The following is a 20,232-nucleotide window of genomic DNA, read 5'->3' as shown; positions in this document are numbered from 1 at the left end:
GTGGGCGGGCCCCATTCCTGGGGTGCCCCGGCCGTCCCCGCCCCCCGGGGGGGGCGCTAACCCGCCCCCCCGGGGGGGGGGGGGTGCCCCCCGGGGCCCCCCCCCCCCGCCGCGTTCGGGCATCCCGGCTGCCCGCTCTCACTCCCCGCCCGGCAGCCGCGCAGGTCCGAGGCGGGCACCGCGACCGGCAAACGGGCACACCCGGGCAGTATCGGGCCCGCAACAGACCTGGTCAGCCTCGCACACCCGCTGTAGAACTTGCTGCATGGCCCGAACGGGCAGTTCCACAGGGAAGTGGGTGACGAGATGAGCACGAGGACGGCGGAAGAACGCCAGCGCGAGATCGTGCGGGCCGCGCGCGTCACCGGCGCGGTCGACGTCACCGCGCTCGCCGCCTCCCTGGGCGTGGCCAAGGAAACCATCCGGCGGGACCTGCGCGCCCTGGAGGACCACGGCCTGGTGCGCCGTACCCACGGGGGCGCGTATCCCGTCGAGAGCGCCGGTTTCGAGACCACGCTCGCCTTCCGTTCGACCAGCCATGTCCCGGAGAAGCGGCGGATCGCGTCCGCCGCCGCGGATCTGCTGGGCGACGCCGAGACCGTCTTCGTCGACGAGGGCTTCACCCCGCAGCTCATCGCCGAGGCACTGCCGACGGACCGGCCGCTGACCGTGGTCACGGCGTCGCTGCCGGTCGCGGGCGCGCTCGCCGAGACCGAGAACATGTCGGTGCTGCTGCTCGGCGGACGGGTGCGGGCCGGCACGCTGGCGACCGTCGACCACTGGACGACGAAGATGCTCGCCGGTTTCGTTCTCGACCTCGCCTACATTGGAGCCAACGGCATCTCGCGCGAGCACGGCCTGACCACCCCGGACCCCGCCGTCAGCGAGGTCAAGGTGCAGGCCGTCCGCGCCGCCCGCCGGACGGTCTTCGCGGGCGTGCACACCAAGTTCGGAGCCGTCAGCTTCTGCCGTTTCGCCGAGGTCGGAGCCCTGGAGGCGATCGTGACGAGCACCCTGCTTCCGGCCGCCGAGGCCCATCGCTACGCCCTGCTGGGCCCGCAGGTCATCCGGGTCTGACCCACCGACGCCCCACCCACGCCCTTCCCGAAGGGCTCTTCCACACCCTGCAGTGCCCCATATATCACGATTCCTCCAGGAGCGATCCATGCGAACCCCGAGCCGACGGCGGCCGCGAGTCACACTCGCCATGGCCGCCGCAGGGACGCTGCTCGCCCCGCTGCTCTCCGGCTGCTGGGTCGGTGCGGGCGGGTCCGGGTCCGGCGGCGATTCGATCAACGTGCTGATGGTGAACAACCCCCAGATGACGGAACTCCAGAAGCTCGCCCCGCGCTTCACCAAGGAGACCGGCATCAAGGTCAACTTCACCGTCCTGCCCGAGAACGACGTCCGCGACAAGATCAGCCAGGACTTCGCCAACCAGGCCGGCCAGTACGACGTGGCCACCCTGTCCAACTACGAGATACCGATCTACGCCCGCAACGGCTGGCTGCACGAGATGGACTCCTACGTCGCCAAGGACCCCGGCTTCGACGAGAAGGACATCCTCCAGCCGATGCGCGAGTCCCTGACCGCCGACGACGGCAAGCTCTACGGCCAGCCCTTCTACGGCGAGTCGTCGTTCCTGATGTACCGCAAGGACGTCTTCGCGGCGAAGGGCCTGACGATGCCCGCGCACCCCACCTGGCAGCAGGTCGCCGACCTCGCCGCCAAGGTGGACGGCGCCCAGTCCGGTATGCGCGGCATCTGCCTGCGCGGCCTGCCCGGCTGGGGCGAGCTGATGGCACCGCTGACCACCGTCGTGAACACGTTCGGGGGTACCTGGTTCGACAAGAACTGGTCGGCCCAGCTGACCGGGCCCGGCTTCGAGAAGGCGACGAAGTTCTATGTCGACCTGGTCCGCAAGCACGGCGAGTCCGGCGCCCCGCAGTCCGGCTTCGCCGAGTGCCTCAACAACATGACCCAGGGCAAGGTCGCCATGTGGTACGACGCCACCTCCGCGGCCGGCCTCCTGGAGGCGAACGACTCCCCGATCAAGGGCAAGCTCGGCTACGCCCCCGCGCCCGTCGAGCAGACCAAGTCCGCCGGCTGGCTCTACACCTGGGCCTGGGGCATCCAGAAGGCCTCCCGCAACCCCGACAAGGCCTGGAAGTTCGTGTCCTGGGCGTCCAGCAAGCAGTACGAGGAACTGGTCGGCCAGACCAGCGGCTGGTCCAACGTCCCGGCCGGCAAGCGGGCGTCGACGTATACGAATCCCGACTACGTCAGGTCGGCCGCCGCGTTCCAGGAGATGACCAAGGAGGCCATCGAGAGCGCCCGCCCGAACGACCCCGGCGTCCAGCCCCGCCCCGCGCCCGGCATCCAGTTCGTCGACATCCCCGAGTTCACCGATCTCGGCACCAAGGTCTCCCAGGAGATCAGTTCGGCCATCGCCGGACGACAGTCCGTCGACTCGGCCCTGAAGAAGTCCCAGCAGCTCGCCGAGAAGATCTCCAAGGAGTACGAGGGACGATGACCGCGACCACAGCCCCCTACGCAGCGACACCCGTACGCGCCACGCGGCCGCCCTCCGCCCGCCTGCGCACCTGGGCCACCCGGGCCCCCCTCCTGCCCGCCCTGGTCTTCATGATCGTCGTGACCCAGCTGCCGTTCGTGGCCACGGTGGTCATCTCCTTCTTCGACTGGAACGCCCTCTACCCGAAGGCCCGGCACTTCGCCGGCGTCGACAACTACCGCCAGGTCCTCACCGACGCCGACCTGCGCCACTCGGTGTGGACGACCGTGCTGCTCACGGTCACGGTGGTGCTGGTCAGCCTGGTCATCGGGCTCGCCCTCGCCCTGCTCCTGAACCAGCGGTTCCGCGGCCGGGGCCTCGTCCGCACCCTGCTGATCGCCCCCTTCCTGGTGGTGCCGGTGGCCGCCGCCCTGCTCTGGAAGCACGTCCTCTACAACCCTGAATACGGGCTGCTCAACGGCCTGTTGCACTACGTCGGCGGACCGCAGCCCGACTGGATCTCCAGCACCCCGCTGCTGGCGGTCGAGGCCGCCCTGGTGTGGCAGTGGACGCCGTTCATGATGCTGATCCTGCTCGCCGGGCTGCAGAGCCGTGACCCCGAGCAGATCGAGGCCGCCCGGGTGGACGGCGCGAGCGACTGGCAGGTCTTCCGCTATCTCACGCTCCCGCACCTGCGCCGCTATCTCGAACTCGGCGCCCTGCTGGGCAGCATCTACATCGTCCAGAACTTCGACGCGGTCTTCACGATCACGTCCGGCGGCCTGGGCACCGCCAACCTCCCCTACACCGTGTACCAGAGCTTCTACCAGGCCCACGAGAACGGCCTCGCCTCGGCCGCCGGCGTCCTGGTCGTCATCGGCTCGATCATCATCGCGACCTTCGCCCTGCGCGTGGTGTCGTCCCTGTTCCGAGAGGAGGCGTCCCGCGCATGAGCACCAACACCCTTCGCATACGACAGCACCGGGGTCTCGGCATCGGCCTGGTGGCCTGGCTGGTCGGCATCGTCTTCTTCTTCCCCATCGCCTGGATGGCGCTGACGTCCTTCCACTCCGAGGCGGACGCGGCGACCAACCCGCCCTCCTTCGGCGCCGCCCTCACCCTGGACGGCTACCGCGAGTTCTTCGGCACGGGCGGCGGCGCGAGCCCCTGGCCCGCCCTGGCCAACTCGGCGGTCGCCTCGATCGTCTCGACCCTCTTCGTCCTCGTCCTGGCCTTCCCGGCGGCCTACGCGCTGTCGATCCGGCGGGTGAAGAAGTGGACGGACGTCCTGTTCTTCTTCCTCTCCACCAAGATGCTGCCGGTGGTGGCCGGCCTGCTGCCGATCTACCTCTTCGCGAAGAACACCGGGATGCTGGACAACATCTGGTTCCTGGTCATCCTCTACACCTCCATGAACCTGCCGATCGCGGTGTGGATGATGCAGTCGTTCCTCGCCGAGGTCCCGGTCGCGGTGATCGAGGCGGCCCAGATCGACGGCGCCCGCCTGCCGACCATCCTCGCGCGCGTGGTCGCCCCCATCGCCCTGCCCGGCATCGCCGCCACCTCGCTGATCTGCTTCATCTTCAGCTGGAACGAACTTCTCTTCGCCCGAGTCCTGACGGGCGTGGTCGCCGAGACCGCCCCCGTCTTCCTGACCGGCTTCATCACCAGCCAGGGCCTGTTCCTGGCCAAGGTGTGCGCCGCGTCGCTCGTCGTCTCCCTGCCGGTGCTCGCCGCGGGGTTCGCCGCCCAGGACAAGCTGGTCCAGGGCCTGTCGTTGGGAGCCGTGAAATGAAGGCCGCCGTCATCGAGTCCGTGGGCCGTGCCGTCGTCACCGAGGTCCCCGACCCGACACCGGGCCCCCGCGAGGTCGTGGTGGAAGTCGCCGCCTGCGGCCTGTGCGGCACCGATCTGCACATCCTCCAGGGCGAGTTCGCGCCCAAGCTGCCGATCGTGCCGGGCCACGAGTTCGCCGGCGAGGTGGTCGGCGTCGGCTCCCAGGTGACCGAGGTGGCGATCGGCGACCAGGTCGCGGTCGACCCGTCCCTGTACTGCCACGAGTGCCGCTTCTGCCGGGACGGCCACAACAACCTCTGCGAACGCTGGGCGGCGATCGGCGTGACCGTGCCGGGCGGCGCCGCCCAGTACGCACTCGCCCCGGTCGCCAACTGCGTGAAGCTCCCCGAGCACGTCCGCACCCAGGACGCGGCCCTGGTCGAGCCGCTGTCCTGCGCGGTACGCGGCTACGACGTCCTCAAGTCCCGCCTGGGCGCCCACGTGCTGATCTACGGCTCCGGGACCATGGGCCTGATGATGCTGGAACTCGCCAAGCGGACCGGCGCGGCGAGCGTCGACGTGGTCGACCTGAACCCGGCCCGCCTGGAGACCGCCCGCGCGCTCGGCGTCTCCGGGTCCGCCGCGAACGCCGACGAACTGGACCGGCCGCGGGGCTGGGACGTGGTGATCGACGCGACCGGCAACGCGGCGGCGATCCAGGACGGCCTGGAGCGGGTGGCGAAGGCCGGCACGTTCCTCCAGTTCGGCGTCGCCGACTACGCGACCCGGGTGACGATCGACCCGTACCGCATCTACAACCAGGAGATCACCATCACCGGCTCCATGGCCGTCCTGCACAGCTACGAACGCGCGGCGGAGCTGTTCGCGAACGGGGTCCTGGACCCGGAGGTCTTCATCAGCGACCGCCTCCCGCTGGACAGCTATCCGCAGGCGCTGGAGCAGTTCGCGGCGGGGGTGGGACGGAAGATCGTCGTCGTCCCCTGAGCCGGATCGCGGTGGTCCACTGAGCCGATCGGGGGGTTCCAGGGGTCCGCCCAACGGTAAGGGAACGGTAAAGCGGGGTCGTTCGTTCACGAGGCATGACAGCTATGACCCCTGGCTCGAACATCCCTCTCCCCGTCTCCCGGGTGGCGGTGGACGTCGCCGCCCCGGTGCGGCTCGACGTGTCGGGCCTGCTGCTCACCGGCGACGGCAAGGTGCGCTCCGACGACGACTTCATCTTCTACAACCAGCCCAGCGGCCCGGGTGTGACGTACCGCTCCGGCGGCGGTGCGTCCCCGGACGCCATCACCGTCGACACGGCCGCCGTGCCCCCGGGCATCGAGAAGATCGTCGTCACCGCGAGCCCCGACGCCGCAGGTCAGACCTTCCAGGGCGTCGAGCCGACGGCGACGATCCGCAACGCGGACGACGGCTCGGTGCTGGGCACGTTCACGCCGCCGCAGCTGGGCACCGAGACGGCCCTGGTGGTCGTCGAGATCTACCTGCGCAACGGCGCGTGGAAGGCCCGCGCGGTCGGCCAGGGGTACGCGAACGGGCTGGCCGGCATCGCGACCGACTTCGGCGTCTCCGTGGAGGAACCGGCGGCGGCCCCGGTCCCGCAGCCGGCGGCTCCCCAGCCTGCGGCCGCTCAGCCGACGGCTCCCCCGGTCGTGGCCCCGCCGGTGCCCCCGGCGCCGCCCGCCGCGCCCGCCCCGGGCGCCGGGAAGATCAACCTCGACAAGGGCAGGGTCAGCCTCCAGAAGAACCAGACCGTGTCCCTGGTCAAGGGCGGCAGCCCGCTGCTCTCCCTGGTCCACATGGGTCTGGGCTGGGAGCCGGCGTTCCGCGGCAAGGACATCGACCTGGACGCCTCGGTCATCGCCTACGGCCCGCAGCGCGACCACGTCGACAGCTGCTACTTCGGCAAGCTGTCCATCCTCAACGGCGCGATCAAGCACTCCGGCGACAACCTCACCGGTGAGGGAGGCGGCGACGACGAGGTGATCGTGGTCGACCTCGGCCGGATCCCCCCGGAGGTCACCGGCCTGGTCTTCACCGTCAACTCCTTCTCCGGCCAGAAGTTCACGGAGGTCGCCAAGGCCTACTGCCGCCTCCTGGACTCCGCGACCGGCGAGGAACTGGTCCGCTTCGACCTCACCAGCGCCGAGGCGCAGACCGGCGTGATGATGGCCAAGCTGGTCCGCCAGTTCTCCGGTGAGTGGGACATGACGGCACTGGGCGAGTTCGTGAAGGCCCGCACGGTACGGAACATGGTGAAGCCGGGGGCGCAGGCACTCTGACGAAGGCTCGCTCACGCAGATCCGGGGAGGAGTGCGCGGCCGGGGACGCTACGGCCGCAACCCCTCCGTGAGCAGCGACAGATACCGCCGGATCTCCTTGCCCTGCCCGTCGGCCAGTTCCGAGGCCGTGGCCAGTCCGTGTGCCAGGCGCAGGAGTTCGATCGGCTCGATGTCCGGGCGCAGGGTGCCCTCCGCCTTCGCCGCGTCCACCAGCCGGGTCGCCGCGCCGCGGACCGTGGTGCCGCACGCCGTGACCGCGGCCGAGCTGCCGTCCGTGACCGCCGAGCCCAGCAGGGCCTTCAGGCCGCGTACCTGGATGGTGGCGACGCACAGTTCGTTCAGCCACTCCGTCAGCGCCGCGCCCGGCGGCAGTTCCGCGGCGAACTCGTCGGCCATCGCCGCCAGCCCCTCCAGCCGGTCCACGAACGCGGCCTCCAGCAGCGCCTGCCGCGTCGGGAAGTGCCGGTAGAGCGTGCCGGAGCCGACGCCCGCCCGCTTGGCGATGTCGTCCAGCGACGCGTTCTCCCCGTGCTCGGCGAAGGCCTCTGCGGCCACCTTCAGCAATCGCTCGTAGTTGCGGCGAGCATCCGCACGCATGGGTCTGACCTGCGGCATCCAGTTACTCCTTGCGAACCGGGGACTCTCTCCGTATCTTATCGAGCACCAAACGGAGACAGTCCCCACTTATCGCTGTGTGCTCCACGGGCAGTCCGCCTGCCCGTACTTCACCATGCCCGCGCCGGGGACGCACAGACCGGGAGAACCTCATGTCCGCCCCGTCCAGCCCGTCCACCGCGGCCGACAGCCCATCGGCCCCTCCGCACCCCGCCAGGCTCGGTTCCGCCCTTCTCGTCATCGTCACCGCCTACCTGATGGTCGGCGTCGACTCCACCGTCGTCAACGTCGCGCTGCCCGACATCCAGCAGGGCCTGGGGTTCAGCCGGACCGGCCTGTCCTGGGTGCTCAACGCCTACACCCTCGCCTTCGGCGGTCTGTTACTGCTCGGCGGGCGGGTCGGCGACATCCTCGGCCGCCGTCGCACGCTCGGCGCCGGAGCGCTGCTGTTCGCCCTGACCTCACTGCTCGGCGGGGTCGCCACGGAGGGCGGCTGGCTGCTCACGGCACGCGCGCTGCAAGGCGTCGGCGCGGCACTCATCGCCCCCAGCACCCTGGCCCTGATCACCACCAACTTCCCCCAGGGCCCACGCCGCAACCACGCCCTGAGCATCTACTCCTCCATGGCCGGCATCGGCGGCTCCGTCGGCCTGGTCCTGGGCGGCATGCTCACCTCGTGGGCGTCCTGGCGCTGGGCCCTGCTCATCAACGTGCCCATCGGCATCGCCCTGTTCCTGGCCCTGCCCCGCTTCGTCACCGAGACCCCGCGCCACGCGGGCCGCTTCGACCTGGCGGGCGCGCTGACCGGGACGGCCGGAATGGCCTCGCTCGTGTACGCGTTCATCCGGGTCTCCGAAGCGGGCTGGAGCGACACCCAGGCCCTGTCCGGCTTCGGCTGCGCGCTCGCGCTGCTCCTCGGCTTCACCCTGATCGAGTCCCGGGCCGGCCGGCCGATCATGCCGCTGCGGCTGTTCGCCGACCGCGACCGGGCAGGCGGCTATCTCACCATCATGCTGCTGCCCGCGGGCATGTTCGGCGCCTTCTACTTCCTCACCCTCATCTGCCAACAGGTCCTGGAGTACAGCCCGTTGCGCGCCGGGTTCGCGTTCCTGCCGATGACCCTGGCGATGTTCACGACGGTGCGTCTGGTGCCGCGGCTGCTGGCCCGCTTCGGGGCCAAGTCGGTGCTGCTGACCGGCATCGCCCTGCTGGTCGTCGCGGGCGGGTGGCTGTGGCGACTGCGGCCCGGGGACGGTTACGTCACCGGGCTGCTCGGCCCGCTGCTGTTGCTGGGCGTGGGCGTCGGCCTGAGCTTCATGCCGCTCAACGCGACCATCCTGGCCCGCATCGAGTCCCGGGAGGCCGGCGCCGCCTCCGGCCTGCTGCAGACGCTGCAGTGGCTGGGCGGCACCCTCGGACTCGCCGTCCTGGTCACCGTGTACGGCACGGTGACCCGGCACGCGACCGGCACCCCGGCGGAGATCCTCACCCACGGCGCGTCCCGCGCGTTCGGCATCGGGTCGCTGATCGCGGTGGCCGCGCTGCTGGTGGCGGGGTTCGTGATCACGAGTCCGCGGCGGCAGGGAGCGTAGGCGCTCCGCTGGGACTGCCGCGAAATGCCGGTTGTCGACCGCGGGTGCGCCATGGCTGGTCGCGCCCACGCGGCGGAGCCGCATATCGATACGGCCCCGCGCTCCTCCAGGGCGCTCCCGACAGCGCCCCGTCAGGGGCGCGGGGAACTGCGCGACCAGCCACGACGGCGCCGCGGTCGACGACCGGCGCACACCGGCCGGACGGTCGACAAAGCGTCTAGAACAGAGCGCTGTAGGCGTTCAGCGCGGGCTGTCCACCGAGGTGGGCGTAGAGCACTGTCGAGTCGGCGCCGATCTCCCCCCGCTCCACCAGGTCCACCATCCCCGCCATCGACTTCCCCTCGTACACGGGGTCGGTGACCATGCCTTCCGTGCGGGCCGCGAGACGCATCGCCTCCAGGGTGATCTCGTCCGGGACGCCGTAGACGCCCGCGTGGTAGCGCTCGTCGAGTTCGACGTCGTCGACCGTCAACTCCCGCTTGAGGCCTATCAGTTGGCCGGTCCGCTGGGCGATCCGGGCGATCTGTTCGCGGGTCTCGGCGGGCTTGGCCGAGGCGTCGATGCCGATCACCCGCCGCTCGCGGCCGCCCGCCTCCTCCAGCGCGGCGAACCCGGCGACCATGCCGGCCTGGGTCGAGCCGGTCACCGAGCAGACGATGACCGTGTCGAAGAAGACGCCCAGCTGCCGCTCCTGCTCGGCGACCTCGTACGCCCAGCCCGCGAATCCGAGCCCGCCGAGCGGGTGGTCGGAGGCGCCGGCCGGGATGGCGTACGGCCTGCCGCCCGACTCCTCGACCTCGCGCAGCGCCCCTTCCCAGCTCTCCTTGAACCCGATCCCGAACCCGGCCCGGACGAGCCGGACGTCGGCCCCGGCCAGCCTGCTGATGAGAATGTTGCCGACCTTGTCGTACACCGAGTCCGGCCACTCCACCCAGCTCTCCTGCACCAGCACGCACTTGAGCCCGGCGCGGGCGGCGACGGCGGCGACCTGGCGAGTGTGGTTGGACTGCACCCCGCCGATGGAGACGAGGGTGTCGCAGCCCCTGGCGAGCGCGTCCGCGACCAGGTACTCCAGCTTGCGCGTCTTGTTCCCGCCGTACGCGATCCCGGAGTTGCAGTCCTCCCGCTTGGCCCACAGCGCGGCCCCGCCGAGGTGGGCGGTGAGGCGCTCCAGCGGGTGCACGGGCGAGGGGCCGAAGAGGAGGGGGTAACGGTCGTAGGAGGAAAGGGACATGGGGTGCCTCCTGGCGGGGTGGTCAGTCGGTGGTGTCGTCGACCAGGTCTGCGAGGGTGTGCCAGATGTCGGCCGTGACCCGGAGCGCCGCCTCCGTGTCGCCGGCCGCGCAGGCCTCGATGAGCCGTTCGTGCAGGCCTGCCGAGCGGCAGGAGCCGCCCTCGCCGAAGCGGCGGCGTTCCAGGCGGCGGATGAGCGGGGTGTAGCGGGCGACGGTGGCGGCGGCCGCGCGGTTGCCGGCCGTCCGGATCAGTACGTCGTGCAGCTCGTCGTCGGCGCGCAGGGCCTCGTCCACGTCACCGGCGCGTACGGCGGCGGCGAACCGGTCGTTGGCCGCGCGCATCGTGTCGAGGTCGGTGTCCCGCAGCCGGGGTACGGCGGCCCGGGTGGCCAGTTCGTGCATGGCGCCGACCACGGCCGCCGCGTCCCGTACGTCGGCGGCCACGACCGGGGTGACCCGGGTGTAGCTCTGCGGCTTGCTCTCCAGGAGCCCCTCGTCGACGAGCCGGGCGAACGCCTCCCGCACCGGCGCCCGGGACAGCCCGAGCCGCTCCGCGAACTCGGCGTCGCGCACCACCGCGCCGGGTTCGATCTCCCCGGCGACGATGGCATCGCGGATGGCCGCGTAGGCACGGTCACGGAGCAGGGTGCGGGGCAGAGGTCGCAGGGCTTCCATGAACTGAAATGTTAGATATCAATGGTGCCTGCGGGCAAGGGTGCGGCGGGCAGGGGTGTGACCCGCACCCCCCGTGAAGGTGCGGGTCACGATCGAGGAGCGGCGCTCAGGCCGCCGTCGCCCAGGGCCAGTCGGCGTCCCGGGCGGCCTCCAGCAGCGGCACCATCCGGAAGGCCGCGTCCGACAGGCCGCCGAAGGTGTGCCGGCCCGCCGTCCCGGACGGACCGTGGCCCGCCCGGTAGCCGGCCAGGTTCCAGGTGTAGACCGGGATGTGCGCCGGGACCTGCTGGGTCGGGTCACCGTGCCGGTGGTACGTGTACTGCTCGTCGGTGACGATCAGCACCCGGTCCTGTCCCCGGTAGTGCGAGCGGATCGCCGAGGTGGTGTCGGTGCCGCCCAGGTCGCCGAAGCGGCCGAGGATCTTCAGCACCGACTCGCCCCGCTCGAAGCCCAGCCGCTTGCTCGTCGTACCGAACTCGACGAGGTCCGCGTCCGCCGACCGCAGCGCGAGCGCCGTACCGAAGATCGCCGCCGCGTCGGCCCGGTTGAGCTCCGAGCGCTCGGACAGCCGCGAGTAGAACATCGAGCCCGAACGGTCGACGAGCACCAGCGTCCGCCCCGGCAGCGCGGGCACGTTGGCCAGCGAGTGGCCGAGCGCCCGCTCCAGCGGGTAGGACCAGCGCAGCGACGGGGCGTGCTGGTACGCGGCGAGGTACCGGAAGGGGAACTGCCGCGACCGCGCCACCTCCGCCGGATCGCTGATCCGGGCCGCGACCTGCGCGGCGACCTCGTCGGAGACCCCCGCCTGGTCGAAGTTCCGCAGGTTGCGGACGAGCGCCATGGCCCCCATGGAGGGGATCACGGCCTCCCAGGCCGCCTTGTCCATCGGCCCCTGGAGCCATCCGGCCAGCGCCTCCCAGGTGATGCCGGCCGCCGCGAGCCGCTCGGCGCCACCGGGCTCGGTGACGACCGCACGCCGCCGGGCGACCGGCAGCGCCATCAGCTCGCGGTGCGCGGCGAGCACCGGGCTCGACGTGGGCGGTACGGCGGTGTCCGGGTGGTGCCGCCGGTCCAGCGCGTACTGGAACAGCTCGCCCTGCCACGGCTTGTCCGGGTCCGGCGCCGCGTGCACCAGGTTGAGGATGTCGCCGAAGCGGTAACCCTTGGCCGCGGTGTCGTACTTGAGCAGCGACTTGCCGTGGTAGAGGCGCCGTACGGCGTCGGCGATGCCCCGCTTGACGGGCTTGGGGACGGCACGGCCGTAGGTCGCCGTCCAGTAGGCGAGCAGTTCGCCGGGCTCGTCGGGCCGCTGCAGCACGGAGGCGACGACCTGCCGGTTCGAGGGGCCCTCGGTGGCGCTCGCGGTCAGGCGTGCGTGCACGTACTCGGCGGCGCCCACGAGGGAGGCGGTCCGCATGTTGCCCTCGCCGCGCAGCCAGCCGAGCAGGCCTGCGGTCCAGGCCGGATCGGTGACGGCGAGCTCGCGGACGAGCTTCGCGTACCGGTCGTCGCGGTCGGCGCCGGTCTCGTAGAAGGTCTGCTGCGAGACGAAGTTGGCGACGGCGAGCAGAAAGAGCTCGGAACGCGTGTCCCGCTCCTGACCACGCCCGCCCTGGTAGGTGCGGAGCACGCGTCCGGTCGAGGTGACCCGCGAAGTGGGCTGCGCCCGGGCCGCCTTGGTGTTGAATCGCGCCATGGTGAATTCCCCCCGAATTCATTGGAGTAAGGGAGGAGGCGCAACAAGAGGAGGGTGTCCGAGATCAGGAATCGGCGACGGGACTTTAACCTGGCGCGTCTTCCTTTCCGCCACATCGGCCCTGAGCCGACGACGGGATTCGAACCCGCATCCCTTTTAGGGGACCAGGGCCCTGAAGTAACCGCTGCCTGCGCACCGGACACCCACCATGAGCTGCGCCTCCCGAGATCAGTGACACACGCACCGGGAGGTGCATGAAGTTTTTGGTGTCCAGAGTTCAAGGCCGGCGGAACCGACATAGGTGCTCTAGCCCCTGAGCTACACCGGCACGTTGTACCGGTGGCGGGACTCGAACCCGCGGCCTCCCCATTTAGAGTGGAAGTAAGTCCTGCCTTCGCACCTGGACGTTCATCACTTTAAGAGGCGGGCCGCGGATCGAGCGAGCGAATTAACTACCCGCGCTTCTGCCGCTTCCAGGGCCCCGTGATCGCGAGCATGATGCCCGGGGTCTGGATGTTGGCGTACAGGGTCTTGCCGTCGGGCGAGAAGGTGACGCCGGTGAACTCGCTGTATTCCGGCTCCTCTTCGGTGCCGGCGTTCAGTTCGTTGCGGGCGATCGGGTAGGTGCGGCCGCTGTCGGTGGCGCCGAACAGGTGCTGGATGCCCTCGCCGTCCTCGGCGATGACCAGACCGCCGTACGGGGAGACGGTGATGTTGTCCGGGCCGTCGAAGTTGCCGTCCACGGACGGGTCCGGGTTGACGCCGATGAGGACCTTCAGGGTGAGGGTGCGGCGCTTGGGGTCGTAGAACCAGACGGCTCCGTCGTGCTGGACGGGGCTCTCCGAGCGGGCGTAGGAGGAGACGATGTACACGCCGCCGTCGCCCCACCACATGCCCTCCAGCTTGCGGGCGCGGGTGACCTGGCCGGTGGTGAACTGCTTGCGGACCGAGGTGGTCTTCGCGTCGCGGTCCGGGACGTCCACCCAGTCGACGCCGTACACGGTGCCGATCTTCGTGGCGCGGGAGAGGTCGTCGACGAAGACGCCGCCGGAGTCGAAGCACTTGAAGGCCTGGAGCGTGCCCGCGTCGTCGGCGAGGGTGCGCAGCCTGCCGCGGCCGTGGTGGAAGTGCTCGGGCGGGGTCCAGCGGTAGAGCAGGCCGTTCGGGTTGGACGCGTCCTCCGTCAGGTACAGGTGGTCGCGCTTGGGGTCGACGACGACGGCCTCGTGGGCGTACCGGCCCAGCGCCTTGATCGGCTTGGGGTTCCGGTTGGCCCGGCGGTCCTCGGGGTCGACCTCGAAGACGTAGCCGTGGTCCTTGGTGAAGCCGTTGGTGCCGGCCTTGTCCTCGGTCTCCTCGCAGGTGAGCCAGGTGTCCCAAGGGGTGTTGCCGCCCGCGCAGTTGGTGGCGGTGCCGGCGATGCCGACCCACTCGGCGACCTTGTCGTGGCGTACCTCGACGACCGTGCAGCCGCCGGCGGCCGCGGGGTCGTAGACGAGGCCCTCGGTGAGCGGCACCGGGTGGGTCCAGTTGGCGCGGGGGCCGGCCAGCTCGTGGTTGTTGACGAGGAGGGTGGCGCCGCGGGGGCCGTCGAAGGTGGAGGTGCCGTCGTGGTTGGAGGGGGTGAACTCGCCCGACTCCAGGCGGGTCTTGCCGCTGTAGGTGATGACGCGGTACTTGAAGCCGGCGGGGAGGGCGAGGATGCCGTCGGGGTCGGGGAGCAGCGGGCCGTAGCCGACGCCGCCGTGTCCGTGTCCGTGCCCCGACTCGGCCGCGTCGGACGCCTCGGTCTCGGTGGAGGCGAGGGCGTTCGGGGCGGTGGCGAGGGCGCCGACGCTGCCCGCCAGCGCGACACCGGCACCGGTGATCGCGGATTTTCTGGCGAAGTCCCTGCGGGTGAGCGACATGGTGTCTCCTGTGACGGTGGACGTGCCGTGGAGGGTGGCGGACCTCGAGTCGGCGCACACGCTCCCGGCCACATCTGAACTCCGCCTGAACTCGGGGCGACATCGGCTTCGTGTGTTCCATGAATCCGTATACGCCGCCCCACGCCGGCCAAAAGCCACACCCAAGAACGCGCCGCGCGTCCCCGCCCCTTCGGCGCCTACCCCCCGTGCTGCGACCGTGCCTTGAACGCCGCCTTCCGGGCCTCCTTCGCGACCCTCTTGTCCGGGTGCAGGCGTCCCATCGCCTCCAGGACGTCGGCCGTGTCCGGGTGGTCGACCCGCCAGGCCTCGGCGAAGAACCCGGCGTGCTGCTGGGCCAGCCCTTCGACCAGGGCCTGCAGTTCCTCCGAGTTCCCTTCGGCGGCCAGCTGGGCGGCGACCGTGTCGATGGTCAGCCAGAAGATCATGTCCGGTGAGGGCGCCGGCACGTCGGCGGCGCCGCGCTCGGTCAGCCAGACCCTGGCCAGCCCGCCCAGTTCGGGGTCGCCGAGGATCTCGCGGAGCGCCGGCTCGGCCTCGGTGCCGACCAGGGACAGCGCCTGCTGGCAGCGCAGCCTGCGCAGCGGCGCGCCCGCGTCCTCGCCCCGCGCGGCGGCCAGCAGCTCCTGTGCGGCGGCGAGGGATTCGCGGCGGGCCAGCCACTGCTCGGTCTCCGCCTGCGCGGCCCCCTGCGGAAACGCGGCCATACCGTCGAGCAGCGCGTCCGCACCCTTGTCGGCGAGCTCCCCGACCGCCGGCGCCTCGAACCCGGCCTCCAGCAGCCGCGCCCGCAGCCCGTACGCGCCGAGCGGGGTGAGCCGCACCATGCCGTACCGGGTGACGTCGCTCTCGTCGACCGGCCCCGCGGCCGGCTCCTCCTCGGCGTCGGCCATGAGCGCCTCATCGACCGGCTGGTACGCGACGAGTCCGACCGGCTCCAGCATCCGGAACTGGTCGTCGAGCCGCATCATCGCGTCGGAGACCTGCTCGAGAACGTCGTTGGTCGGCTCCCCCATGTCGCTGGGGACGATCATCGACGCGGCGAGCGCGGGCAGCGGCACCGGCGCCTCGCCGGGACCGTCTTCGCTCACCGTCAGCAGGTACAGGTTGCCGAGGACGCCGTCGAGGAATTCCGCCTCCGCCTCGGGGTCCCAGCCGAGTGACGAGAAATCGACCTCGCCGCCCTCGCCGAGCGCGTCGACAATTCCGTCCAGGTCGGGCACGCTCGCGTCGCCGATCACGGTCTCCAGCGCGGCCAGCCAGACCGCGAGGACGTCGTGCGGCGAGCCCCCGGTGAGCAGCGCCAGCTCCTCCCCCGCGGCCACGGTCCCGGCCTCCTCGTCGACGATCTCGACGAGCCCGGTGTCCAGGGCGACCCGCCAGGCCTCGGCGGCGTACGCGGCGGCGTCGTCCCCGGTGAGCCCGAGCAGCTCGGCGGCGGCCGGGAGCTCTTCCTCGACCAGTCCGCCACCTGCGTCGACGCGGGTGCCGGGCCCGGCCCAGCGGGCGAGCCGGGCGGCCCGGGAGAGCAGCGGCGTGGCCAGCGCGGCGCGTGCCAGCTCCGCTTCGGGACGCAACCGCACCGGCGGCAGGGGGGAGCTGTCTGACATCGGGTGGTTCTCCTCGGACGCCTCTACGGTCGTACGACGACATGGACTCCGTACGACGGCCGTACGACCATCGGGACGCCGTACGCCTCAGCCGCTCAGCCTAGACGGATTTCCACCCATGCCACCCGGTTCATCTCCTCGCCGGGCTCCGTGCATGGCCGAAACCTTGACAACTCCCCTGCGCAAGGACGAGATTGACGCGCGTAGAAAACAGGGGGGACAAGTGTTCACTCCTTGTCTACGCGTGTCATGCCCACTCCATGACGCACCCTCGTCCCGGCACCGTTTATGTCCCCGGAGGGATTTCCTTGCCGAGCAGGTCTTCCGCGCGTCTCGCCGCGCTCACCGTCGCCGCCGTCTGCAGCGCGGCGTCCACCGTCGCCCTCACCTCGCCCGCCCAGGCCGACGGGCTGCGCATCCACGACGTCCAGGGCGCCACGCGCATATCGCCGTACGCCGGCCAGAAGGTGACGGACGTCCCCGGCATCGTCACGGCCACGCGCACCTACGGCTCCTCGCGGGGTTTCTGGCTCCAGGATCCGACGCCGGACGCCGACCCGGCCACCAGCGAGGGCGTCTTCGTCTTCACCAGCTCCACTCCGAAGGTCGCGGTCGGCGACTCCGTCACGGTCACCGGCACGGTCTCCGAGTACGTCCCGGGCGGCGCCACCACCGGCAACCAGTCGCTGACCGAGATCACCAAGCCGACGGTCACCACGGTCTCCACGGGCAACGCGGTCCCGGCGCCGGTCGTGATCGACAAGAAGTCGGTGCCGGCCAAGTACACCCCGGCGGGTGACACGGCCGCGGCCGGCTCGATCAACGGCCTGACGCTCCAGCCGAAGAAGTACGCCCTGGACTACTACGAGTCCCTGGAGGGCATGAACGTCCAGGTCCGCGACACCCGTGTGGTCACCGCCACCGACCCGTACGCCGAGCTGTGGGTCACGGTGAAGCCGCACGAGAACCGCACCGTCCGCGGCGGCTCGCTGTACCGCTCCTACAACGACCAGAACACCGGCCGCCTCCAGATCCAGTCCCTGGGCTCGACCGCCGACTTCCCCGAGGCGAACGTCGGCGACACGCTGACCGGCGCCACGACCGGCCCGATGGACTACAACCAGTACGGCGGCTACACCCTCGTCGCGAGCGGGCTGGGCACCCTCAAGAGCGGCGGCCTGCAGCGCGAGACGACGACGAAGCAGTCGAAGAGCGAGCTGGCCGTCGCCACGTACAACGTCGAGAACCTCGACCCGTCCGACGGCACCTTCGCCGCGCACGCCGCCGCGATCGTGAACAACCTCCAGTCGCCCGACGTCGTGTCCCTGGAGGAGATCCAGGACGACAACGGCGCGACGGACGACGGCACGGTCGCCGCCGACGTGACGGTGAACAAGCTGATCGACGCGATCGTCGCGGCCGGCGGCCCGAAGTACGACTGGCGTTCCATCAACCCGGTCAACGACCAGGACGGCGGCGAGCCCGGCGGCAACATCCGCCAGGTCTTCCTCTTCAACCCCGAGCGGGTGTCCTTCGTCGACCGCGCGGGCGGCGACTCCACCACCGCGGTGGGCGTCACCAAGGTGCACGGCGAGGCGCAGCTGACCGCCTCCCCCGGCCGGGTCGACCCGGCGGACTCCGCCTGGACGGCCAGCCGCAAGCCGCTGGCCGGCGAGTTCGTCTTCCGCGGCAAGACGGTCTTCGTGATCGCCAACCACCTGAACTCCAAGGGCGGCGACCAGGGCCTGACCGCGCAGTACCAGCCGGTGGCGCGCAGCTCGGAGGTCCAGCGTCACGCGCAGGCGACGCTGGTCAACGCGTTCGTCAAGAGCATCCTCGACGTCCAGAAGGACGCGAACGTCATCGCGCTCGGCGACATGAACGACTTCGACTTCTCCGGCACCACCAAGATCCTGGAGAGCCACGGCGCGCTCTGGTCGGCGATCCAGTCGCTGCCGACCAAGGAGCGCTACACCTACGACTACCAGGGCAACGAGCAGGTCCTGGACCAGATCCTGATCAGCAAGGAGATCCGCCGAGGCGGCGACTTCGAGTACGACAGCGTGCACGTCAACTCGGAGTTCCACGACCAGATCAGCGACCACGACCCGCAGGTGCTGCGCTTCCGCCCGTGAGGCCCTCGTTTCAGGACTGGCTGAACACTCCGTCCAGCCAGTCCTGCCAGGCGCTCTCGTTCGCCCGGGCGTCGGCGCCCGGTGCGAAGTCGTGGATGCTGATGCCGACCGGGGCGCCCCAGTGGTTGCGTCCGAAGAACCGGACGAGGGCGTCGTCGGTGCGCAGCCCGATGAAGTACGGGTTGCGGTAGTCGACCACCGCCTCCAGCGTCCGCCCGCCGGGCCCCCGGACACTCGCCTTCGCGCCCTCGGCCAGGTCGTCCGGCAGGCCCAGGGCGCGGCCCACGGCCTCGAAGGCGTCCGGCGCCTGGGCCGCCTCCGGCCCGTTGAGCTGCGCGAAGGTGACCGGACGGGGCGCGAAGTGGACCAGGTACTCGCGCAGGGTGTGCAGATAGAAGTCGGTGTGCCTGCTCGCACCGTCGTACTGGTTGTCCCAGTCGTCGGTGAAGATCCCGCTGTGCACATAGCGCACCCAGGCACGCCGGCCGCCGTCCCGCGGCTCGATGACGTGCTCCAGCTGGTTGACGCTCTGGACCGGGAACCCGACGTCCTCGCTGCGGACGATCAGGTGGTGCGGGGGCTCGTAGGCGGTCACGGTCGAGCCGAAGGCCGCCGCGCCGCCCACCCGGGGCTCGGGCGGCTCCATCGGCCACAGGTAGGCGCCGGAGGCGTTGGTGACGGCCTCCCACACCTCCTGGGGCGTGGCGTCGACCTCGAACTCGCGGGCGATCTCGAATTCCTTGGACATGTCGGGGCTCCTGCTGCCTACTGTTCCGGTTCGGGGGTGATGGTCCGCTCCGAGACCCCAGGCCGGCCCTCGACCGGCGGGAGGATCTCGGCCGCGGGACGGGGCTCGGCCGTCGGGCGGTTCTCAGCCGTCGGGCCGGTGTCCGCCGTCGGGCCGGGGTCGGCCTTGACCGTGGGGTGGAGGGCGACGACGATCCGGTGGTCCCGGCCGTCCTCCGTGTCGGGCGCGTCGTACTTGCGGATGAGCGCGCTCACGCCCGCCGTCAGCTCCTGCACGAACGCCGCGCGGTCGGCGGCGGAGGCGAAGCGCACCTCGCCGTCCAGTGCGTAGGTCGCCAGCTGCCTGCGGGCCTTGGCGGCACCGTTGATCAGCGTGCCGACGTCACGCACCAGGCGGGCGCCGAGCGCGAGCAGCCAGCGCGCGGAGAACTGGTCGCGGAAGCGGTCCGGGTCCGGCTGCACGGCGGGCAGGGCGGCCGGCGAGATGACGTACGACGCGGCGGTCGCGCGCATCAGCCGTTCGTTGACATTGCCCTTGCGCCGCTCCCCCGCCAGCTCGACCAGGCCGTGCCGCTCCAGCGCCTTGAGGTGGTAGTTCACCTTCTGCCGGGGCAGCCCGACTTTGCCGGCCAGCATCGCGGCCGACGCGGGTGCGGCGGCCAGTTCGGCGAGCAGCCTGGCCCGTATGGGGTCCAGCGACACCGCCGCGGCCTCGGGGTCCTCGATCACGGTCACGTCCAGCATGGCTCCACCGTCTCACCGAAAACTTTTTTTGTCCAGACGGATCAAGTTTTCGGTGGGACGGTGGAGAGGAGGACACCCGAGCGGATTCAGTGGCGCCGGCCCCGGCGCAGGGCACCCACGGCGACGGCACCGGCGAGGGCGGCGCCCGCGATCAGCACCGGGCGCGTGCGCCGCAGGGCGCCCCGGACGGCCGTGCGCGCGGACTGCGGGATGCGCCCCTCGGCGGCGTGTCCCGCCCCGACCGCCTTGCCGGACGTCAGCCGACCCGCCCGACCCGCCCGCTCCTGGACGGCGTGCCCGGCCCTGAGCGCCTGCTCCTGGACCGCGTGTCCGGTCCTGAGCGCCCGCTCCTGAAGCATGTGCCGCGCCTTCGCCATGTGCTCCTGGGTCGTGTGGCCGCCCTCCGCCGCCCGGCCCTGGGCCTGATGGCCGGCCCGGGTGGCAGTCTGGCGCAGCTGGACGGTCAGGGCGCCCGCCTTGTCCTTGAGATCGGCGGCGCGGGCCTGGGTACGCCCCTTGAGGTCGGCCTTCGCCGCCAAGGCGCCCGCGGTGTCGGTAATGCGGGCCCCCGTTCCGTGTGCGGTCCTCTTCGTCATCGGTGCTGCCCTCCTGGTCTCGTCGGCGTCCGCTTCTGCCGCGGACCTTCCGAGTACCCAGGTCGCCGACG

The 20,232-nt window shown here is 71.1% G+C and carries 17 protein-coding genes and 1 tRNA gene; 8 read left to right on the top strand and 10 right to left on the bottom strand.

Features of this window, described 5'->3' with window-relative positions:
* Positions 1 to 306: 306 nt before the first annotated feature.
* The 6 genes from ACFWXC_RS42375 (at position 307) to ACFWXC_RS42350 (ending at position 6,591) form a co-directional block, all read left to right on the top strand.
* A complete protein-coding gene (locus ACFWXC_RS42375) occupies positions 307 to 1,077 on the top strand; it encodes a DeoR/GlpR family DNA-binding transcription regulator (RefSeq protein ID WP_384487693.1) in 771 nt (256 codons plus the stop codon).
* A gap of 88 nt (positions 1,078 to 1,165) precedes the next feature.
* The gene (locus tag ACFWXC_RS42370) at positions 1,166 to 2,533 is read left to right on the top strand and encodes an ABC transporter substrate-binding protein (protein WP_384487691.1); all 1,368 of its coding nucleotides are present in this window, start codon (positions 1,166 to 1,168) and stop codon (positions 2,531 to 2,533) included.
* Complete coding sequence (locus tag ACFWXC_RS42365; RefSeq protein ID WP_384487689.1) at positions 2,530 to 3,465, top strand: carbohydrate ABC transporter permease; 936 nt, start codon at positions 2,530 to 2,532, stop codon at positions 3,463 to 3,465. Before ACFWXC_RS42370 ends, ACFWXC_RS42365 begins: the two co-directional genes overlap by 4 nt.
* Positions 3,462 to 4,307, top strand: a complete 846-nt coding sequence (locus ACFWXC_RS42360) for a carbohydrate ABC transporter permease (protein WP_384487687.1) — start codon at positions 3,462 to 3,464, stop codon at positions 4,305 to 4,307. Before ACFWXC_RS42365 ends, ACFWXC_RS42360 begins: the two co-directional genes overlap by 4 nt.
* Entirely contained in the window at positions 4,304 to 5,293 is a 990-nt protein-coding gene (locus ACFWXC_RS42355) for a zinc-dependent alcohol dehydrogenase family protein (protein WP_384487685.1), read from the top strand. Before ACFWXC_RS42360 ends, ACFWXC_RS42355 begins: the two co-directional genes overlap by 4 nt.
* Before the next feature lie 104 nt (positions 5,294 to 5,397).
* Complete coding sequence (locus tag ACFWXC_RS42350) at positions 5,398 to 6,591, top strand: TerD family protein (protein WP_384487683.1); 1,194 nt, start codon at positions 5,398 to 5,400, stop codon at positions 6,589 to 6,591.
* A gap of 48 nt (positions 6,592 to 6,639) precedes the next feature.
* Here the strand turns inward: ACFWXC_RS42350 and ACFWXC_RS42345 are convergent, their stop codons facing one another.
* Positions 6,640 to 7,206, bottom strand: coding sequence for a TetR/AcrR family transcriptional regulator (locus ACFWXC_RS42345; protein ID WP_384487681.1), 567 nt, complete (start codon positions 7,204 to 7,206; stop codon positions 6,640 to 6,642).
* Positions 7,207 to 7,358: 152 nt separating this feature from the next.
* Here ACFWXC_RS42345 and ACFWXC_RS42340 point away from each other — a divergent pair, with 152 nt between their 5' ends.
* The gene (locus ACFWXC_RS42340) at positions 7,359 to 8,798 is read left to right on the top strand and encodes an MFS transporter (protein ID WP_384487679.1); all 1,440 of its coding nucleotides are present in this window, start codon (positions 7,359 to 7,361) and stop codon (positions 8,796 to 8,798) included.
* A 217-nt stretch (positions 8,799 to 9,015) separates the two neighbouring features.
* On the opposite strand, the gene ACFWXC_RS42335 is transcribed toward ACFWXC_RS42340, so the two are convergent.
* The 6 genes from ACFWXC_RS42335 to ACFWXC_RS42310 all read right to left on the bottom strand — a co-directional run bounded on the left by ACFWXC_RS42335 (position 9,016) and on the right by ACFWXC_RS42310 (position 15,939).
* Positions 9,016 to 10,032, bottom strand: a complete 1,017-nt coding sequence (locus ACFWXC_RS42335; protein ID WP_384487677.1) for a 1-aminocyclopropane-1-carboxylate deaminase — start codon at positions 10,030 to 10,032, stop codon at positions 9,016 to 9,018.
* Between the two features lie 22 nt (positions 10,033 to 10,054).
* Complete coding sequence (locus ACFWXC_RS42330) at positions 10,055 to 10,708, bottom strand: GntR family transcriptional regulator (RefSeq protein WP_384487675.1); 654 nt, start codon at positions 10,706 to 10,708, stop codon at positions 10,055 to 10,057.
* Positions 10,709 to 10,814: 106 nt separating this feature from the next.
* Positions 10,815 to 12,404: a TROVE domain-containing protein gene (locus ACFWXC_RS42325; RefSeq protein ID WP_384487673.1), complete on the bottom strand. Its 1,590-nt coding sequence runs from the start codon at positions 12,402 to 12,404 to the stop codon at positions 10,815 to 10,817.
* A 334-nt stretch (positions 12,405 to 12,738) separates the two neighbouring features.
* Positions 12,739 to 12,808: transfer RNA gene (locus tag ACFWXC_RS42320), tRNA-Ser, on the bottom strand.
* A 48-nt stretch (positions 12,809 to 12,856) separates the two neighbouring features.
* Positions 12,857 to 14,311, bottom strand: a complete 1,455-nt coding sequence (locus tag ACFWXC_RS42315; protein WP_384487671.1) for an alkaline phosphatase PhoX — start codon at positions 14,309 to 14,311, stop codon at positions 12,857 to 12,859.
* A 197-nt stretch (positions 14,312 to 14,508) separates the two neighbouring features.
* On the bottom strand, positions 14,509 to 15,939 hold the full coding sequence (locus ACFWXC_RS42310) for a hypothetical protein (protein WP_384487669.1): 1,431 nt from the start codon (positions 15,937 to 15,939) through the stop codon (positions 14,509 to 14,511).
* A gap of 308 nt (positions 15,940 to 16,247) precedes the next feature.
* On the opposite strand from ACFWXC_RS42310, the gene ACFWXC_RS42305 reads away from it, so the two are divergent.
* Positions 16,248 to 18,074 (top strand): endonuclease/exonuclease/phosphatase family protein, encoded by a 1,827-nt coding sequence (locus ACFWXC_RS42305; protein ID WP_384487667.1) that lies wholly within the window; start codon positions 16,248 to 16,250, stop codon positions 18,072 to 18,074.
* Between the two features lie 10 nt (positions 18,075 to 18,084).
* On the opposite strand, the gene ACFWXC_RS42300 is transcribed toward ACFWXC_RS42305, so the two are convergent.
* From ACFWXC_RS42300 to ACFWXC_RS42290, 3 genes are all read right to left on the bottom strand, one after another.
* Entirely contained in the window at positions 18,085 to 18,822 is a 738-nt protein-coding gene (locus ACFWXC_RS42300) for an SRPBCC domain-containing protein (RefSeq protein ID WP_384487665.1), read from the bottom strand.
* A gap of 17 nt (positions 18,823 to 18,839) precedes the next feature.
* On the bottom strand, positions 18,840 to 19,565 hold the full coding sequence (locus tag ACFWXC_RS42295; protein ID WP_384487663.1) for a helix-turn-helix domain-containing protein: 726 nt from the start codon (positions 19,563 to 19,565) through the stop codon (positions 18,840 to 18,842).
* Positions 19,566 to 19,651: 86 nt separating this feature from the next.
* A complete protein-coding gene (locus tag ACFWXC_RS42290) occupies positions 19,652 to 20,161 on the bottom strand; it encodes a hypothetical protein (protein WP_384487661.1) in 510 nt (169 codons plus the stop codon).
* Positions 20,162 to 20,232: the final 71 nt, after the last annotated feature.

It is taken from the genome of Streptomyces sp. NPDC058683, from assembly GCF_042716195.1.
Lineage (GTDB): Bacteria > Actinomycetota > Actinomycetes > Streptomycetales > Streptomycetaceae > Streptomyces.
Note: the sequence above shows the minus strand (reverse complement) of the source record. Positions and strands in the feature narration are given on the sequence as shown.

What these genes read in the sequence shown, in the direction of transcription:
- ACFWXC_RS42375 (WP_384487693.1), top strand. Translation starts at nt 307, where the DNA reads ATGAGCACGAGGACGGCGGAAGAACGCCAGCGCGAGATCGTGCGGGCC.
- ACFWXC_RS42370 (WP_384487691.1), top strand. Translation starts at nt 1,166, where the DNA reads ATGCGAACCCCGAGCCGACGGCGGCCGCGAGTCACACTCGCCATGGCC.
- ACFWXC_RS42365 (WP_384487689.1), top strand. Translation starts at nt 2,530, where the DNA reads ATGACCGCGACCACAGCCCCCTACGCAGCGACACCCGTACGCGCCACG.
- ACFWXC_RS42360 (WP_384487687.1), top strand. Translation starts at nt 3,462, where the DNA reads ATGAGCACCAACACCCTTCGCATACGACAGCACCGGGGTCTCGGCATC.
- ACFWXC_RS42355 (WP_384487685.1), top strand. Translation starts at nt 4,304, where the DNA reads ATGAAGGCCGCCGTCATCGAGTCCGTGGGCCGTGCCGTCGTCACCGAG.
- ACFWXC_RS42350 (WP_384487683.1), top strand. Translation starts at nt 5,398, where the DNA reads ATGACCCCTGGCTCGAACATCCCTCTCCCCGTCTCCCGGGTGGCGGTG.
- ACFWXC_RS42345 (WP_384487681.1), bottom strand. Translation starts at nt 7,206, where the DNA reads ATGCCGCAGGTCAGACCCATGCGTGCGGATGCTCGCCGCAACTACGAG.
- ACFWXC_RS42340 (WP_384487679.1), top strand. Translation starts at nt 7,359, where the DNA reads ATGTCCGCCCCGTCCAGCCCGTCCACCGCGGCCGACAGCCCATCGGCC.
- ACFWXC_RS42335 (WP_384487677.1), bottom strand. Translation starts at nt 10,032, where the DNA reads ATGTCCCTTTCCTCCTACGACCGTTACCCCCTCCTCTTCGGCCCCTCG.
- ACFWXC_RS42330 (WP_384487675.1), bottom strand. Translation starts at nt 10,708, where the DNA reads ATGGAAGCCCTGCGACCTCTGCCCCGCACCCTGCTCCGTGACCGTGCC.
- ACFWXC_RS42325 (WP_384487673.1), bottom strand. Translation starts at nt 12,404, where the DNA reads ATGGCGCGATTCAACACCAAGGCGGCCCGGGCGCAGCCCACTTCGCGG.
- ACFWXC_RS42315 (WP_384487671.1), bottom strand. Translation starts at nt 14,311, where the DNA reads ATGTCGCTCACCCGCAGGGACTTCGCCAGAAAATCCGCGATCACCGGT.
- ACFWXC_RS42310 (WP_384487669.1), bottom strand. Translation starts at nt 15,939, where the DNA reads ATGTCAGACAGCTCCCCCCTGCCGCCGGTGCGGTTGCGTCCCGAAGCG.
- ACFWXC_RS42300 (WP_384487665.1), bottom strand. Translation starts at nt 18,822, where the DNA reads ATGTCCAAGGAATTCGAGATCGCCCGCGAGTTCGAGGTCGACGCCACG.
- ACFWXC_RS42295 (WP_384487663.1), bottom strand. Translation starts at nt 19,565, where the DNA reads ATGCTGGACGTGACCGTGATCGAGGACCCCGAGGCCGCGGCGGTGTCG.
- ACFWXC_RS42290 (WP_384487661.1), bottom strand. Translation starts at nt 20,161, where the DNA reads ATGACGAAGAGGACCGCACACGGAACGGGGGCCCGCATTACCGACACC.